A 16,474-nucleotide genomic window follows, 5' to 3' on the forward strand; every position below is an offset into this window, starting at 1 on the left:
GCCTATCTGTCCTCGCCAGGCACCGGAGGAGGTCGCAAGAAGCTCGCCCACGTCCCCACCACCATGAGTGGAGACGCGCACGTGCTAGGAGATCGCCCCATGCCTAACATCAATATATGGTGTGTCGGTCATTCCTTGCACAAGGATTTCGGCGAAGACCGTGTAAGCTCCTGATAGATGTTCTTGATTTGTCTCTTAGGGCTGCGCTGCGTTCCGAAGCGGGATAGCCCGACGGCAACCTGCCGTCGGGCCTATCGTCACGATCTGCCAGATAGCCAACGCCAGGCGCGGCGCCAGAAGCCGGGAGCCGCCTTGACGGGAGCGGGCTGAACGGCAAGTTCGATCGCTGGCGTCTGCCCGTAGAAGCGCGCTTTGGCAGCGCGGTCACGACGACGCTCGGCTTCGACCTGCTCGTCACTCCAGGGGCCGGCCTCGATCACCTTGCTGCGGTCGATCACATAGTGTGACCGGCATTTCAGCGTCCAATTGCCGATCGACGGCCGAAGGGAGACGGTCTCGCCATCGAACGTCATCTTCCAGTCCGTCGGCGTGAAGGGGGCGACGACCTCCTCGCCGCAACCGCAGCAGCAGCTGTGGGCTGATGTGGCATATTCCATCGAAACATAGAGAATGCCTGCCTCAAGGCGCTCAGGGATGTGTTCGACGAAACGATGTTCGAGTCGCTTGTGCCGTATCACGCGAGATCCCCGTTGATCAGCATGTTGCCGTCGGTGGTGTAGGTGCAGTGATGCTCGCGCTCGAGGTCGCGGTAGAAGCCGCGAATCTTCTTCCACTTGACGACCGCGAGGACAGCATTCAGGGCGTTGAGATCCGCGACCTGGATGTTGGAGGCGTAGATGTCCTTGGCGCCGCCGCCGACGAAGGAAATGCGCTGCCGCGCGTGATCGCGCTTCTCCGGCGTACTGGCGGTGACGCGCAGGATGCCGCCCAGCGACCCCTCGTCGAGCTCGAGCCCCATGCCAACATCGACGAACGCGGCGCCGATCGCCTCGAGCTTCTCTACGATCAGCCGCTTAGCGTCACCCGCATCGAGGGACAGGAACGCGAAGGTGACGCCGTCGAGAAGGTGAATGTTGTCGACGCCGAGCGCGACATCGTGCGCCACGATGTTCCGGTGCATCCGGCTGTAGATGCGCTTCAGGTATTCGACCTTCTTGGGCGCTTCCCGCAATTCCTCCAGCTCGGAGCGCCCGGCGCGCGAAACGCGTTATGGGTCAGGAACTCGTCGCTGTCGAACAGCCGGATTTCCCGGACAGGCGTCTTGGCGACGAAATCCAGGATGTAGCCGCCGGTCCCCCCGACGCCGATGATGGCGACCCGCTCGTTGACGAGTCGCTCGGTCAGGACGCCGATCCCGACACGGTCGGAGGCGGTCTCGACATAGTTGAAGACGCTGTCCTCCTCCTCTTCCGGTTCGCGGAAGGTGCGAGGCGTCGCGCCGGACTTCAGCACTGCGGCCGGGCCCGCGAGGATATTCGCGTAGCTCGTCATCTTGTGGTGGTAGTCCGAGTAGCCGCCGTCTGGCTTGCTGGAGAAGCTGTGCGTCGCCTTCAGGCCGTGGCCGAGATCGAAGGCGCCGGCCGCATGCGAGATGCCCTGGATGGGCCTGCCGTCGGCGTGGCACGGGAAATCGCCGTCCCAGTGGATGACATGGGTGTCGGGCGGGCGCGTCTGATCTCCGGCCAGCGTGAGGCTGGAGATGAGGGTGCCGATGCGCACCTCCCGGCGCGCATCGACATACGGCACCTCGCGCATAACGAGATACCCGCCCTGCTGTTGGACGAAGTAGCCTTCGTCCCGCAGCCGCTTGAGGTCCGGATTACGACTGAACAGTGCGCGTGACATTGAACACCGTGCCCTTCTTCTTGACGTCGACGGAGCCGCCAACCCCGAGCTCACCGGCGGGCGGCGTCGACGCCGCGTGCCGATAGGTCATCGAGAAGACGACGTTGGGTTCGTGCTGGCCCGGGAAGGCGAGCTGGACGATCTGTTCGAACGTCACCGTGCGGGCGTTCACCGTGCGCGGCCGCGAATTGACGATGATCTCGAACGTCAGCCGCGCGGTGATGAACCGCTCGATGCGGGGCTGGACCAGATCGATCAGCTCGCCATGCTCGATCAGGCGATCTTCACCGCCGGGAACCTCGAGGAAGACGGCCTCCCCCTCGCCGGGCTTGGCGAGGCCGTAGAGCACCGTGCCGCTGATGACCGGCTTGCCCCAGAGCAGCTCGTGGTCGTTGAGGGTCAGCTTGAAGTCGCGGTCGGTCTGGAAGGCGATGAACCGCTCGGCGCCGCGCTCACGCAGGTCGAACGGCTCGTTGAGCCTCACATCCTCGAAATCGCCCGAGGGCAGGATCGCGATGAGGCTGTAACCGTCCCGCGGGTCGAGTGCCGCGGCTTCCAGCAACTGGCGGCCGAGCGGCACGGGATCGCTCACCACACGGGACTGGAAGTTGAGATCGCCCTGCGCGAGGAGAAAGCGATACCCCCGCGCCGGACGCAACGCCCGGCCTTCGCGCAGGGCGTTGCCGAGATCGTCGTAATCAAGAAGTTCTTCGGTGTTCATAAGATTGGGTCCTTAGGTTCGGCCGAGGCAGCGCCGCGGCTCTAAGGGTCCAATCGGAGCGAGGGAGGCCGACCGGTAAGGTCAGACGAACTTTTTTTGCAAGGGGCCGTCGGGGGTCTGCCCGCAGATGAAGAAGGCCGGGCAGTTCGGCAGGTGCGCGACGAAACCTCGGCCGGAAACCGTCCGGCGCGGATGTCGCCGAGAAACTTTGCGAGCTTGTCCTTGCGCCCCTTCAGCTCCCGATCGGACAAGGCAAGCGCATGTGCCTCGCCGTCGGAAAGATGGACGAGCTCTGCGACCGCGCCGGGAAAGGACTGCCTGACCGCCAGCATCAGCGCCGCCGCGCCGACATCCTTGCCCTCGGCCGACCGCATGTGACCCGTGCGAATGCGGCGCACGGCGCGGATGCCGTCCGGCCGCACCAGCACCTCGTCCGGCCGAACGATGATCTCCTCGCCGCCGAAACTGAGGCTGAGCGCGACCGGCGCTTCGGGGACTGCTTCGGCGCGGTTCGCCAGGAAGAAGCGCAGCATTGCCAGCGCCAGATCGCGGAATTCCGCGCGATAGCCGTGCTCGCCGAGCCCCTCGCCGGCGAGCGCCGCATCGATGCGATCTTGCAGCGCCTGCTCGGACACGGGTCCATCCGACGCGATCACCGCCTCGACCACCACGCGAACCGCCTCATGCAGATGCATGAAGGCGGTCGCGGTTCGCCGGCCGCCGACCTGCAGGACATGCGTGTAGAAGAAGCGACGCGGGCAGGATTCATAAAGAGCGATCTGCGGGGCGCCTAACCGCAGCCGTCCGTCGACCACCAAATCGATATCCCGAGCTTCCGCGGCCACGGGAAGCGGCCGTGCCGGCACGAGCGAACGGCGTGTTAAGGTCGCCCCGAGACGGTCGAGGAATGGCGAAAGCGGTCGGTTGTGGCCGTTACTCTTCTCGGTCGGCGCATAAAGGATCAGGCGATCGCGGGCGCGCGACTGCGCCACGTAAAATAGGCACTCCTGCTCCTCGGCCTGACCTGCGCGGAACGCCTCCAGCGCACTGCCCTCCGCCCCCGCGATCATCCCGTCGGGCGCGGACAGGGCGGCGCCGGCGGCGTGCGTGGGATCGTGTCGCTGTTAAGCCCAGGAATATGGACGCCACCGAACTCTAGGCCCTTGGCGCCATGGATGGTCATCAGCCGCACGGCGTCGAGATGCTGGGCGGCCGCCGGCAATTGGCGCAGGTCGCGGTCGTCGCCGAGCCGCACGAGCCTGCGCACACGATCGAGCAGGCGCGTGATGGGCAGCCCGCGTCCGGCCGGTTGTACCCGCACAAAGTTGAGGAATTGCCAGATCGCGATGCCCCGTGTGCGGTCGGCGAGATCCTCCGACGCGCCCAGGCGCGCGGCGATGCGTGTGCGATCGAGCAACAGCGTCGCGAGCACGGTCCAGGGCGAGGCCGTCTGATCGAAACCATCGAGCGCAGTCGCGAGCTTGGCAACGGTCTGCCGCCCCCTGTCGCTCAAACCGGGGATCGCCTCGCCATGCCGCAGCCAGCCCGCCGGCGCGTGCTCGGCCGCCCGCAGATGGTCGAAGACCGCGACCACATCGGCAAAGGAGGTGGCGAAGTCTCGCCAGCAGGCAATGCGCACCAGGCCCATGGCGCGCCGATCGACCAGGATCGAGAGGAGAGCCAGGAGATCCTTGACCTCACCCCGCTCGAACAGACTTCCCAGGAAGAGGACCGGCACGCCGAGCCGTTCCAGGTCCTGCCCGATCGTCGACAGCTTTTCGTTGCCGGTGCACAGGACCGCCTGGTCACGATAGGCGTAGCCGTCACGCCGCAGCTCCTCGATAGCGTCGGCCAGGGCGACCTGCTGCTGCTCGGCGCGCTGGACCGTGCGCAACTCGGGCCTATGTCCATTGGCGTCGCGGTCCGCGTCGAGGCCACTATCCGCATCGCCGGCGCGCATCGTGATCGCGAAACTGGAGAAGCTGGCGACAATCTCCGGCACCGAACGATAATTACGCTTCAATCGACCGCGATTGCCACCGGCGAAGTCCTCCTTGCCGAACCGGGTTATGTTGAAGGATGAGGCACCGCGAAACCGGTAGATCGACTGCTTGGCGTCGCCGACCATCCAGAGATTGCGGCCGTCGGGCCGCAGTGCGCTCAGCAGCCGCACGCTGCTGCGGTTCACGTCCTGATACTCATCCACCAGGACATGATCATATTGCGCCTGCAGCGCCGCGCAGATGGCCGCCTCCTTTTCGAGCAGTTGCACCGGCAAGGCGACAAGATCGCCGAAGTCGATGCAATGCGCGTTGCGCTTGAGCTGTTCGTAGGCCGCGTAGACGCGGGCAACCTCGCCGGCGCGTTCCGCCGCCTCGCGCGCATCCGAGTCCTGGGCTTTCGCCTGCATGGCGTCGGCGAGCGCGGCGTAGGTTTCGGCGTCGACCACCTCATCCTTCGCCCGCGATACGGCGGCCAACATGTCGGCAATGATCTGGGTCGGATCGTAAAGATTGCGGTAGTACGCGAGCCTAAGCCGCGGGAACTCCCCCTCGAGGAGTTCGACCGCTTCGGTCCGGTCCATCATCCGCGGGTCCTTCGGCAGGCCGAGCTCCGCATGGAAACGACGGATGATATCGAGGCCGAAGGCATGGAACGTGCCGATCCACATCGCGGCCGCAGCCTCGGGCCGCTTGCGCGCGATCCGCTCGGCCATCTCGCCCGCTGCCTTGTTCGAAAAGGTCAACAGCAGTATGCGCCGTGGATCGACGCCCTCGCCTAGAAGGCCCTCGACGCGCGCGATCAGCGTCTGCGTCTTGCCGGTGCCAGGCCCCGCCTCAAGCAGATAGGCTTCGCCGCGATGCGCCGCAGCGGCCGCTTGCAGCGGATTGAGCGGCCGTTCGACATGCGCCGCAGTCGCGGCGGGAGGCACGGGCGGCAGCAGCAAAGCATCGAACAACTGCTGCGCGACGACCTCGAACGGCGCGCCGAGCTTCGCGGCGATGGCGGACGCGGCGAGCCCTTGGTCGACATGGAGCGCCCGCGCGACGGTGCGCGGAAGCAGCAGTTCGCGCGCGAACAGGTCCATCTGGACTTCGCGGCGTTGCCGGCGTCCATAATCGACAACCCGATCCATTCCGACTGGTGAGGGCTCGGCCGGGCGTGCCGGATCAATCATCGGCGCCGCTTCGCCACCAGGATCGTCGCCCAGCTCGACATGGCCGATCTCATGCGCCACGAGGAAAGCTTGCTCGAACGGAGAGCCCATATTCTCGTGAAGAATCAGATCGTCGGCGGCGACGAAAGTCGCGCGGCCGCCATTGAGGACGGCTGCGCCGGCGGCAGTCCGTTCGACATCAATCCCCCGCCGCTTGGCCTCGGCGACAGCAAAGTCATAGGGCGACCAGGGATCGGCGCCGGATGCAACGAGGCGAGCGTGAAGCTCGGCGGCGACTTGCCTGGCGAGCTCCACACTGTCCATGTCAGTCCGCCTCCGCCAACAGCCGGGCGCGCTTCTCGGCCGGGACGCCGGCATCGATCAGCACTTGCTCGAAGGTGACCTGCTCGCCGGCCACCGGTTTGCTGTCGGCCTTATAGCTGCGCGCGACAATCAGGTGCGCTGGCCCCCAGGACGACTCCAACTGTGCGACAGAGCTGCGCATCGCATCCGCCAATATCGCCAGGAAGCGTCGCGGGATACTGACGAGAGAGACCCGCCGTTCGCGCAGTGCGGTCACGACCTGCCGGGGCACGTCCAGACGCTGCGCGACGCGCGCCAGTCATCGACCGTCAGCGCCGCGAAAGGGTCGGCTGCTGCCGCCGGCATAACCTTCGCGTGTTGCGACCAGGCAGCGTCGATCAGCGCCCGATCGGTAGCAGAGAGGGGTGCGGCATCTTCATAAGCCTCGCGGCTGAGTTCGCGCGAGAGGTCGATGAGCTCCCCGGCATATTCCGGGTATAGCCGCAGATAGCGTTCCAAGGTCGACCGGCCAGGCTCGCTCTCGACCGCGAACGCGTCGAGCACGGCCTCGCGGGATGGACGTCCGCCGCCGGGGCTCACCGCTCGTCTCCGTCGGCCATGGCAGCTCGCAGGGCGGCGAAGGCCTTGTCGCGGTAGGTTCGGACGGTCTTTTCGGAGCGGCCCAAAGCCTTGGCGATGGTCATGACGTCCGGCTCCTTGGAGTCGATGGGGAAGCCCTGTCTCAACATGTGAATGATCCTGCTTTGTTCTGTCGGTAGAGCTTCAATCGCTGCATCCAGGCGCGACCGGTAAGACGGGTCGTCGAAATCCGACACGGCGAAGGGATCGTGGGTCCCTGCGGCCGCCTCGACCTCCGGTGACAGTTCTCCGCTCTCCTCGTCATATTCGAGGGGCTGGGAACGGTTTTCGTCGCGCCAGGCCTTTTCCTGCGCATCGCGCCGCAGGCTCGCTAGCGCGCCATCGAAGCGCACCTCGAAGTAGTCGACCTTTTCGTCGTAGGCGGCGCGGTCCGCCGAAAAGAGCTCGACGAACCGGCCGAACACCTTGTCGCGCACGACCCCGCGCGCAGCGATTCCGTCTTTCCATCGGAGCTTTCCGCCCTGGGCAAACTGCGCAGCACCCGTTCGGTCAAGATCCGATAGAGGCGCTCGAACCACACCTCGTTGTTGTCGCGACGGCTCGCGCGAATGAAGTAAACGAGACATTCGCTCGGGACGTAGCCCGGGTCCGAGCGCTTGGTGATTTCCGCCCTGGCGATCAAGCCATCACGCGGCAGGACTGCCAATTCGGCGATGAGGGCTTCTATCTTCGGGTCGCGCTCGTAGAGTTCGCCGCTGAGGCGGCGTTTGCGCAGCGGGGTTACGATCGCTTCGCCCGCGCCACGCGCGTCTGCCTTTTGCCCGGTGTCGAAAGCTCCCTCCAACTGGTTCATCGCGCGGCCCCGCCTCCCGTATCGCCCTTCTTGTTGAGACGCGTCTCGAGCGAGCCGATGCTGTCGAGCACCGCCTCGAAATCCGGTGGATCGCCAAAGATCATGCCCTGCATGGCCCTGTAGTCGACGCGCAGTTGCTCGATCATCGCGTCATGCGGGGCGAGTGCAAACGAGCCAGGCGCAGCGCTCGCGAGATCGAAGTCCGGTCGATTGAAGAACATCCGGGCGTGCGCGACGCAATCCGCACCGAGCGCCGGATCAGCGATGGCGGCGGCGCCGACGCGGGCCGCGGCGAGCTGGTGCAGGTCATAATAGTGACGGGAAACGCGTTGGCCGCCCCCGCGCAGCTCGCCGCGCTTGTCGAACCAGCGCCGCAGCCCATGGAGGATGACAACCTTGTCCCAGAAGGTACGTTCCGGATCGACCGTGCGGACGGCCGGCACGGTCAGGTCGAGCGCCGGCAGATCATCATCGACATAGGGTTTGATCGGCACTTCGCTGTTCGGATCGAGCGCGGATTTCGCGCCCGACTCGATCTTGATCGCTGCCCGCACATAATCCGATCGCGGCGTCGCCGCGGGATACCAGATCAGAAGCGTCTGCCCGTCGGGATCAGCGTCATCGGCTTCCACTCGGGCCGCGCCGGCATCGAGGCCGGCAGCCTGAAGCCGGTCCTGCAGGATCTGCGTCAACTCAGCCCGCAGCGGGCCGTTGATGTAGGCTTGGCAGGCGTCCTTGATCGCATCGAGGCGCGCCCGGCGCTTTTTGCTACTCAGCGCTTCGAGCTCCTCGATGGTCGCCGGCTCGCCGATGTCGTCCCGAAACACCGTGACATCAATGTCTTCGGAGAAGCGATTGATCAAACCAAACCCTTTGGACAGGGAGGTTCCACCTTTGAAGAGGAGGCGGGGTCCGCCCTCTTTCAAGCCATTGAACAAGGCATCCAGCGTCCAGCAGACCCAGAAGTCCTTCTCGATATTCTGAGACGCCGTGCCGAGGCGTAGCGCCGTCGTATCGAAGGCGCTCAACATCGCGTCCGACCCGGCCGCGAGAACCTCGTCGAAAGCCGGATTCATGTCTTCACCGCCCGGGCTGCACCGCGCTTGGCAGTTTGTGCCTTCTGCGGGGAGAGCGGCTTTCGCTTGGGCCGGGCGACGGCAGCATGACGCTGATCATCGGCATCGTCCGCCGTTCTTTGTTGATGACGATCATGATCAGCATCATCACGATCATCATCGACGTGCCGACGACGAACGCCGGCGTCGCTTTCAACGAGCGGCTTGAGAAACACCCACATCCATGTCGGAAGAGCTGTCATACCGGCAGTGAGATCCGCTTTGAGGGGCGGTCCCACCGTGGGATCTTCGAAAAGATTGGCGAGCTTGCGCCTAACCTGATCACTTTCTCCTTCACGAACCAGGAGATCGCGCAGCCAGTGAAGCGCTTGGACGACGCGCATCGCTGGTCGTCCGGCCCAGAATAGCTTGCTGGCCGCGGTTGGACGGAAGGTGATCGTTACGTTGCCGAGCTTGATCGCGCGGCGCCGAGCGTCGGTGTGCACCACGATTTTGGCGGGGACGGCGTCAGTTAGGCCCAGATCGTTCGCCGCGGTCATGCCGTCGACAAGCATCCGGGTTTGGTCACGTCGCCCGACGGCGTCGATGACTGAGCGCGGATCAGGCGGATTGGGTTTCTGGGTGAGTTTGTTGAAGCCAGGCTGATCGTAGAGCCCACGATCAATCCGCCTAAGGATTTCGACCTTCGTCAGCCGCTGCAACGCCTTATCGACCGCGTCCCGCGAGGCGAGATCGACGAAGTCACTGGGCGTCCAGACCTTGCGTGGCGCATCCGCACGGATGCGCTCGAGCATGGCTTTCTTCAGATCGGGCGAGTCGGTGTTCATGTCCGAAAATTGTAGTCCTTTTTCGGACGCGAACCAAGTGGATTGTCCGAAATAAATATACAAATTTCGGACAATCTAAATAGGTAGGCCGCCCACCTGAGAATGGCTCCTTCGGCCGTATGCAACTTTGCCGACCGTCCTGGCGAGCCAGCTCGGTAGCTGGGGCGCGACCGCGACGAGTTCGCCGAACGTGGAAGACGGCAACTTGCGCTTCAACGTCATCAAGGCGGCTTCTGCCTTTTCCGGCCCCAGCCAGGCGAGCGCTCGCACCGCCTGTCCGGCGGGCCGATCGGCCAGCGCCAACTGCCAGCGCGGCGCATGCCGCAGCTCGACGACCTGCTGGCCCAGATTCATCGTCCGGCTACGGCCCGATGTCAGATAGACCGACCGGACCGGCACCTGTGTCGTGAGGCCGAGCGCGTTAGCGGCCGCGGCACCGTTCGACACGATGGTTTCGCCGCGCTGGAGCGCGAGGCTTCGACGGCCTTCTCGACGGAGGGCGCGCGGACGCCGAACCGACTCGAAACCGGGCGCAGATAGACGCCGCGCCCGGCACGCATCAGCCGGCCACGTTCAGCCAGTCGCGACAAGGCTTGATCCACCGCGGCGCGATTGCCGAGATGGAGCAGGCTCTTCGCCGCGATCGGAGCGCCCTCGGGCAAGCCCTCGGTGTGCGCCAGAATCTGTTCGGTCAGTCGTTGCACGGCACTTCTCCTGTCAGAAATATATGCGGTTTTCTGACAGTTTTCAATCTCCCCCAAACCGACTGGAAGGGCCAGCGATTGAGAGGGGGCCTGGAGGGGAAAGCCTTCCCCTGCGGCCGAGCCCAGGGTCTCGGCGACCCCTTCTGCGGGGAGACCCCGCAACGCCCTCATTAGAGTGAGAGTGTGGACCGGATTTCCGTGACGGGTTGAGGGTCGGGAGAGAGTCTTCCGCGCCCGTCATGGAGTTTGATCCCATGAACATGCAGGTTCTCGATGCCCGGCGCGACGTGAGTGGCGGCTGGAAGGTGGACATCAACCGCGGCGAGCGCATCGGTCGGGTTTCCTCGGAGTGGTTCTCGCGACCCGACGACGAGCGCTATCTCTCGCTCGCCGAACTCGGCCGGACCGTCCGCGAGCGCACCGAGCGCAGCCGAACGCGCGTTGTCGAATCCGCGCTTATCCATGTCGAAGCCAGCCGCACCGATCCCGAACGGCTTGCCCTGATCCTACCAGGCGCCGACAAGCCCATCGCTCCGACGCACTGGAGTTTCGGTCAGCTCGCGAGCCAGGTCGGCGCGCCGGCCGCCTATCTGCGGCAGCTCCCCGCCGCGCTCGCCGGCATCAACCTGCAATATGGGCTGACCGCCCACCGCGCCGAGCAGATCAAGACCCTCGAGACCGACGACGGCCGCGTCGAGCTGCGCGCCGTGACCGGCCCCGACTACGGCCGGATCTACGACCACGAGCTGGTCGAAGCCGTGCAGCGCATCGCCGGCAACGGCACCGGCGACACCCGTTGGAAAGTGCCCGGTGTCCTCGACTGGTCGACCGGCGTCTATAATCCGCGCGTCGACATCACCAAGGACACCACGACGCTCTACGCTTCCGATCGCGACGTCTTCCTTTTCCTCGTCGACGATCTGAATCCGATCGAAGCCGGCAAGCTCGCGGATGGATCGCCCGATCTCTATTTCAGGGGCTTCTATGCCTGGAACAGCGAAGTGGGCGCCAAGACCCTTGGTATCGCGTCCTTCTATCTCAGGGCCGTGTGCCAGAATCGCAATTTGTGGGTGCGCCATGGTGGCGCGATCAATTGAGTGAAGGATGACTTCTCAGGAAACCAAGGAAAGCCTGATGCCCACCCAACTTACCTCGACCAGCAATGGTTGCGACCGGGAAACCGGCGGGGGACAACAGCATGTTGGGACAAGGCGTCCTCCGGGCCGAAACCATTGTAGGCTATCGGGACGTCAGGGCAAGACGTGCATGGTGAATGCTGGATTGCGTGAAGCCCAGATTCAGGAACTTTATTCGGGTCGTGACGCAGCAATGGTTGACGCGTCATGCCGTGCGAAGGGAGGACTACCCCATAGCGTCCTCCTAAACTTGGTCGCACGGTCCACCTCTCGTCGAGAGGCCAACGATCGAACGGGCCACCTACCCACGTCGCATCTCACTGATCGTGTAAACATGGGATCGCCTAAGCGGGCACCTCTCCGGTGTCCCGTAAGGCGACGGAGCCGCCATATTAGCCAAACGCCCGGGGTAATGACCGGGACAGCCATCCACGGATGGACGGGCATGAGTGAAACCGGCCGGGCAACCGGAAGGGGAATCTCCTCTGCGCGGGTGAAGGGCGGCGCGCTTGCTGGGTCTTTCAACTTCATAACGGAGGTCTGCTGATGCAACCGCTCACCGTAGAGAAGAGACTTGACTCAATCATCGACCTGTCACGCCAGGGAAAGCGTATCAACGGTCTGTTCCGGCTGCTCGGCTGTCCGCTCCTTTGGGAACGGGCCTATGGGCAGGTCGCTCCCAACAAGGGGGCGCTCACGCCCGGCATCGATCCCGACAACACCCTCGACGGCTTCTCGCTCGAAAGGATGGAACGGATCATGACCGCCGTGCTGGACGGCTCGTATCGCTTCTCTCCGGCCCGCAGGCAATACATCCCCAAACCCAATGGGAAGAAACGCCCGTTGGGCATTCCTACTGCCGACGACAAGCTGGTGCAGGCGGCGGTGAAGATTTTGCTCGAACATGTCTATGAGCCGGTCTTTGCCGATCAATCGCATGGCTTCCGCCGGGGGCGGTCATGTCACAGCGCCCTGACTGAAATCAGGCGTACATGGCATGGCGTGAAGTGGCTGATCGAGGTCGATATAGTCGGCTATTACGACAACATCGACCATGACATCCTGCTGGGTCTTCTACGCAGGCGCATCGATGACGAGCGTTTGATACGGTTGATCGGGCGTATGCTCAAGGCTGGCTACCTCGAAGACTGGACGTTCCACCGAACGTTCAGCGGCGCTCCGCAAGGCGGCGTGATCTCGCCGGTCCTCGCCAACATCTACCTCCATGAACTCGATAGGTTCATGGCGGAGGTGAAAGCGCGGTTCGACAAGGGGCAGACGAGACGGCGCAGCGATGCCTATCTCGAAATCTCCAAGCAGATCCAGATCCGACGCAGAAAGATCGAACGGCGGCGGGCCAATGGCCAAGAGGAGGAAATCCCGGCGCTCGTCGAAGAGATCAGGGAATGGGAGCGGCGACGGCTCGAAGAGCCGGCTCTCGACCCGTTCGACCCCAACTACCGCCGACTCCGCTACTGCCGTTATGCCGACGCTTCGTCATAGGCGTGATCGGCAGCAAGGAAGACGCCCGCGGCATCATGGCCGAGGTGAGGACGTTCCTCGCCAACGGTCTGAAGCTCGAGGTGTCTGAGGAGAAGAGCGGGATCAGGAAGGCGGACGAGGGTGCCATGTTCCTCGGCTATCAGCTGAAAACATATGGCGATGGGCGAACCAGGCGCATGATCAAGGGCGGCCGTGCCGTCACCATGCGCTTGCCCGGAGATCGTATGCAGCTTCACGTGCCGGTGGACAGGCTAGCCCGGTTCGCAGAACGGCAACGTCTCGGCAATATATATACCAACCGGGGCGAGGCACGCTGCGAACTGATCAACAACTCCGATGTCGCGATCCTGACCGGATATAATGCGCTGATGCGCGGGCTGGCCGAGTATTATAAGCTCGGCACGCTCTGGAAAGATGAAGTCGGACGGCTGCATCACCTCTGGTGGTGGAGCTTCATGAAGACCATCTCGCGGAAGCACAAATGCTCGGTTCGGAAGACGGCAGAGAGGCTCCGGAATGGGGATAGCCTCGGCCTGTGGTATGAGGGCCGCCACCAGCGGCGCTTCATGCCGATGTTCCGCCTCAAGGATGTTCGGTCAACCCCGGCATCCGCGCGCGTCGACCGCCAAACGCTTGCACATATCCACTTCGCAGGACGGAACGACATCGTCGACCGCTTGCGAGCAAGGGCATGTCAGGCGTGCGGTACGGAAGATGTGCCGGTGGAGGTGCATCACGTCCGTAAGATGAGTGATATGGCTGGGACCACCTTGTGGACCCGCGTCAAGGCGGCCCGGACGCGCAAGCGCACGGTGCTTTGCCACGACTGCCACGTCGCGCATCATGCCGGGCGATTGCAGGAACGACTGGATCGCATGGTGCAAGCGTAGAAGCCGGATGATGGGAAACCATCACGTCCGGTTTCGTGGGAGGGGTAGAGGATCATCCCTTTGGGAACCCTCGCCCCTACCCGACGGCGTCGAGAATTTCGAGGAAATCTCCATCCGCCATTCCAAATTCGCGGCCAATCGATTTGCCCATGAGGCAGCACCGGCGCTCGAGACTTTCGCGGACTCCTCCCCGTTGACCTTCGTGCAGGGCGTCCGCGCGGCACGGGAACGTATCGTCGCCCGCAAGGATGACGATCGCGAGGCGTTCCTCCGCAAGCGTGGCTTTTCCAAGTCGGACACCGCGAAGATCATCGCGACGGTGTTGGACGAGGAAGGCCATCCGGCAGCCTCGCTCTACGACTTCGTCCAGGGGATCACCGCCGTCGCGCGCGGAAAGACGCATCAGAACGATCGCCTAGAGTTCGAGGGCAAGGCGCGGAAACTGCTCGAACGCGCCAATTGAAACGTGCGGTGCCGGCGTGCCCGGCACCTTTTCTTCCTTTGCTATCTGGAGGCCCAGCCATGACCGAGATTTCGGCGACGTCGACGCGCGCGTTCCGCATATGCGTCCAATTCTTCTCCGACGGCGAATGCTTCGCCGTCGAGACCTTCATCATCGACCTTCCCGAAGGCCAGGATCCCCAGGCTGCCGCCGAAGGCCTGGCCGACCATAGCGTCTACCATGACGAACGGGTTCCCGATCTCAGCCGCACGATCGAGATCACGTCGCCCGATTCAGATGACCCCGGGCCGCCGCCCGCATCCGGCGGCGCACCGACACCGGTCTGACCGCTGCGGGCGTCGGCGACAAACCGCCATGAAGATGAGGGGGAGGGAGCGGGATCGGGCGCGTCAAAATGAGGACGCACGACCCGAGCCACGGCCCTGCCACATTCCCTGAGGAGATCAGCCTTGAACACACCAGATTCAACCCGCTCCACGCTGCCGCTCTCCCTCATCACGAAGGGGGATAACCCCCGCCGTTATTTCGATCGGAAAAAGCATGACGAGCTTGTAGCCTCGATCGGCCTCCGCGGAATGTTGCAGCCTATCCTGCTGCGTCCGAAGGGCGAGGTCTACGCCATCGTCGCCGGCGAACGCCGCTACAGGGCCGGCCTCGAAGCCTACGGCCCCGATGCTGAAGTGCCCGTCATCATTCGCGAGATGACCGATCAGGAGGCCCTCGACGCCGCGATCGCTGAAAATGACGACCGCGATGATCCTTCGGAAACCGAGCAGGCCGATGCCGCCGTCCGCTACCTCGCGGCCTGCCAGAACGATCGCGCCGAGGCGGCACGGCGTCTCGGATGGTCCCGGGCCAAGCTTGATCGTCGTCTGGCGCTCGCCGAACTTTCCGACGCCGTGAAGCTCGCGCTCGACGAACGCCGGATCAAGGTCGGCCATGCCGAGCTGCTCGCCGCCATCCCCGCCGACAAGCAGGACAAGGCCCTCGAGACGATCCTCGGCTCGGGCCTCGATGTGAACAAAACGCGTGACCTCCTCATGCGCGTCACGCAGAACCTCGGCGCCGCCTGTTTCGACAAGACCGAGTGCACGACCTGCCCGTTCAACTCGGCCGCCCAGCGGACTCTGTTCGAGACTCATGTCGATGACGGGCATTGCACCAATCCCGGATGCTTCGATTTGAAGACGCAAACCGCCGAAGCGATCCGCTTCGAGGAGCAGGAGCGGGCCGAAAAAGCGGCAAGGGCCGCAGCTCCACGAGCTGACGAAGACGCTGACGAAGACGCGGAGGATGACGAGCAGGACGATGCCATCGACGAGAGCGGGGCCGATTCCAAGAACCCGCGAGCCCCGTCTCCCGGCACGACCGGGGCGCACGTGTCCGCACAAGCGACCCCGACGCCGCCCCCTTCCGTGAGCGGCGTCTCGACCGCGCACAAGCCGACCGTCACCGTCAAGTCCATAGCCAGCCGTACCAGCGATCTTCGCGAAGCGACGTGGCGAACCGCGCTCGCCCGGGCGCTCGCGGCCAATGCCGCACAGGCGCATATTGCCGTCCTCGTCGCAGCGATGTCCGGGACGCTCTCGCAGATCAAGGGCGAAACCCTGAAGGGACGCGCGGGCCTGCTCGTCGCGCGTCCTTCCCGGAACTTACGTACAGCGCCAAGATTGCCGAGATCCGCACGCTGCCTGAAGGCCAAGCCGCGACCGTGCTTTCCGCGATCGGCGCAGCCTATGCCAAGGATGTGCTGAACTTCGGGCACGTCGCCGATCTCGCCCGCGCTTTCGACGTCGATCTGCGCGACGTCTGGCAGGTCGATAAGGCATTCCTGGAGCGGTACACCAAAGACGAACTCAGGTTCATCGCCCAGGAAACCGGCCTAGTCTCGCACATGGGCGAGAAAGCGTTCGCCAAGCTCCTGGGCTCCAAGAAGGCGGATGTTGTCGCCGGCATGCTCAATCGAACTGGCTTTGAATGGGCCGGCCGCCTGCCCAGCGCGATGACCCTCGACGGCCAATACGGGCCACCCCCGGTCAACGCCGCACCGCTCGCCCAAGCGCCGATCACCGAACTCGCCGCCTGATTTCCCGCACGCTCCAAATAAGGAAACGCGTCCATGCTGATCACGACCCTGCTCCCGCTGCTCGCGCGCTACTCGCTCGGCTTCGATCTCGTCGCCGGCCCCGACGACACCGTCACCCTGACCGTCATTCCCCGCAGGCATGAAGGCGCGGCCGACAAGCTCGAATCCGGCGAAACCCGCCCGATCTCGCTCACGGCGAGCGCCGCGGACATCGACGCCGAACTCGCCAAGGGCGAGGACGCGCGCTCGGCCAGCTCATCGCGGCCGCAAGGCACTCGCTTCGGCGGCC

General features: G+C 64.3%; 16 protein-coding genes and 4 pseudogenes. 7 read left to right on the forward strand and 13 right to left on the reverse strand.

Translation table 11 applies throughout. The features are described 5' to 3' along the window. Positions 1-257: 257 nt before the first annotated feature. From NW75_RS11685 to NW75_RS28270, 13 genes are all read right to left on the reverse strand, one after another. Positions 258-698, reverse strand: coding sequence for a DUF6527 family protein (locus NW75_RS11685; protein WP_006023606.1), 441 nt, complete (start codon positions 696-698; stop codon positions 258-260). Next, positions 695-1,192: a hypothetical protein gene (locus NW75_RS26465; RefSeq protein ID WP_231565154.1), complete on the reverse strand. Its 498-nt coding sequence runs from the start codon at positions 1,190-1,192 to the stop codon at positions 695-697. Before NW75_RS26465 ends, NW75_RS11685 begins: the two co-directional genes overlap by 4 nt. Continuing rightward, positions 1,159-1,866 carry a ThiF family adenylyltransferase gene (locus tag NW75_RS26470; protein ID WP_231565155.1) on the reverse strand — a complete coding sequence of 236 codons (708 nt, stop codon included), beginning with the start codon at positions 1,864-1,866 and terminating at the stop codon, positions 1,159-1,161. The genes NW75_RS26465 and NW75_RS26470 overlap by 34 nt, the downstream gene beginning before the upstream one ends. Next, a complete protein-coding gene (locus tag NW75_RS11695) occupies positions 1,841-2,587 on the reverse strand; it encodes a multiubiquitin domain-containing protein (protein ID WP_033965417.1) in 747 nt (248 codons plus the stop codon). The genes NW75_RS26470 and NW75_RS11695 overlap by 26 nt, the downstream gene beginning before the upstream one ends. A gap of 41 nt (positions 2,588-2,628) precedes the next feature. Then, the gene (locus tag NW75_RS26475; RefSeq protein ID WP_231565156.1) at positions 2,629-3,657 is read right to left on the reverse strand and encodes a PD-(D/E)XK nuclease family protein; all 1,029 of its coding nucleotides are present in this window, start codon (positions 3,655-3,657) and stop codon (positions 2,629-2,631) included. Then, positions 3,654-6,122: a UvrD-helicase domain-containing protein gene (locus tag NW75_RS11700; protein WP_331386112.1), complete on the reverse strand. Its 2,469-nt coding sequence runs from the start codon at positions 6,120-6,122 to the stop codon at positions 3,654-3,656. Before NW75_RS11700 ends, NW75_RS26475 begins: the two co-directional genes overlap by 4 nt. After that, entirely contained in the window at positions 6,070-6,324 is a 255-nt protein-coding gene (locus NW75_RS26480; protein WP_231565158.1) for a hypothetical protein, read from the reverse strand. Before NW75_RS26480 ends, NW75_RS11700 begins: the two co-directional genes overlap by 53 nt. Further along, a complete protein-coding gene (locus NW75_RS26485) occupies positions 6,321-6,647 on the reverse strand; it encodes a hypothetical protein (protein WP_231565159.1) in 327 nt (108 codons plus the stop codon). Before NW75_RS26485 ends, NW75_RS26480 begins: the two co-directional genes overlap by 4 nt. Next, entirely contained in the window at positions 6,644-7,123 is a 480-nt protein-coding gene (locus tag NW75_RS26490) for a hypothetical protein (RefSeq protein ID WP_231565160.1), read from the reverse strand. Before NW75_RS26490 ends, NW75_RS26485 begins: the two co-directional genes overlap by 4 nt. 373 nt (positions 7,124-7,496) lie before the next feature. Then, the gene (locus NW75_RS11715; protein WP_006023612.1) at positions 7,497-8,576 is read right to left on the reverse strand and encodes a nucleotidyl transferase AbiEii/AbiGii toxin family protein; all 1,080 of its coding nucleotides are present in this window, start codon (positions 8,574-8,576) and stop codon (positions 7,497-7,499) included. Beyond that, positions 8,573-9,403, reverse strand: coding sequence for a DUF6088 family protein (locus NW75_RS11720; protein ID WP_006023613.1), 831 nt, complete (start codon positions 9,401-9,403; stop codon positions 8,573-8,575). Before NW75_RS11720 ends, NW75_RS11715 begins: the two co-directional genes overlap by 4 nt. Before the next feature lie 75 nt (positions 9,404-9,478). Continuing rightward, positions 9,479-9,850: a DUF6088 family protein gene (locus NW75_RS28265; RefSeq protein WP_269430322.1), complete on the reverse strand. Its 372-nt coding sequence runs from the start codon at positions 9,848-9,850 to the stop codon at positions 9,479-9,481. Then, a complete protein-coding gene (locus tag NW75_RS28270) occupies positions 9,778-10,278 on the reverse strand; it encodes a DUF6088 family protein (RefSeq protein ID WP_269430323.1) in 501 nt (166 codons plus the stop codon). Before NW75_RS28270 ends, NW75_RS28265 begins: the two co-directional genes overlap by 73 nt. Before the next feature lie 83 nt (positions 10,279-10,361). Here NW75_RS28270 and NW75_RS11730 point away from each other — a divergent pair. The 7 genes and pseudogenes from NW75_RS11730 to NW75_RS11755 form a co-directional block, all read left to right on the forward strand. Further along, positions 10,362-11,177 (forward strand): annotated as a pseudogene (locus NW75_RS11730) (DUF932 domain-containing protein); the annotation flags it as partial. Positions 11,178-11,789: 612 nt separating this feature from the next. Next, positions 11,790-12,746 (forward strand): reverse transcriptase domain-containing protein, encoded by a 957-nt coding sequence (locus tag NW75_RS23785; protein ID WP_081988745.1) that lies wholly within the window; start codon positions 11,790-11,792, stop codon positions 12,744-12,746. Between the two features lie 2 nt (positions 12,747-12,748). Further along, complete coding sequence (locus NW75_RS23790; RefSeq protein ID WP_052192371.1) at positions 12,749-13,636, forward strand: HNH endonuclease; 888 nt, start codon at positions 12,749-12,751, stop codon at positions 13,634-13,636. 85 nt (positions 13,637-13,721) lie between these two features. After that, a pseudogene (locus tag NW75_RS11740) lies at positions 13,722-14,099 on the forward strand (DUF932 domain-containing protein); the annotation flags it as partial. Positions 14,100-14,158: 59 nt separating this feature from the next. Then, positions 14,159-14,425: a hypothetical protein gene (locus tag NW75_RS11745; RefSeq protein ID WP_033965418.1), complete on the forward strand. Its 267-nt coding sequence runs from the start codon at positions 14,159-14,161 to the stop codon at positions 14,423-14,425. A gap of 123 nt (positions 14,426-14,548) precedes the next feature. Continuing rightward, positions 14,549-16,185: pseudogene (locus tag NW75_RS11750) on the forward strand (PRTRC system ParB family protein). 33 nt (positions 16,186-16,218) lie between these two features. Next, positions 16,219-16,474 (forward strand): annotated as a pseudogene (locus NW75_RS11755) (PRTRC system protein E); the annotation flags it as partial.

Source organism: Sphingomonas sp. Ant H11, from assembly GCF_000797515.1.
Classification (GTDB): Bacteria; Pseudomonadota; Alphaproteobacteria; order Sphingomonadales; family Sphingomonadaceae; genus Sphingomonas.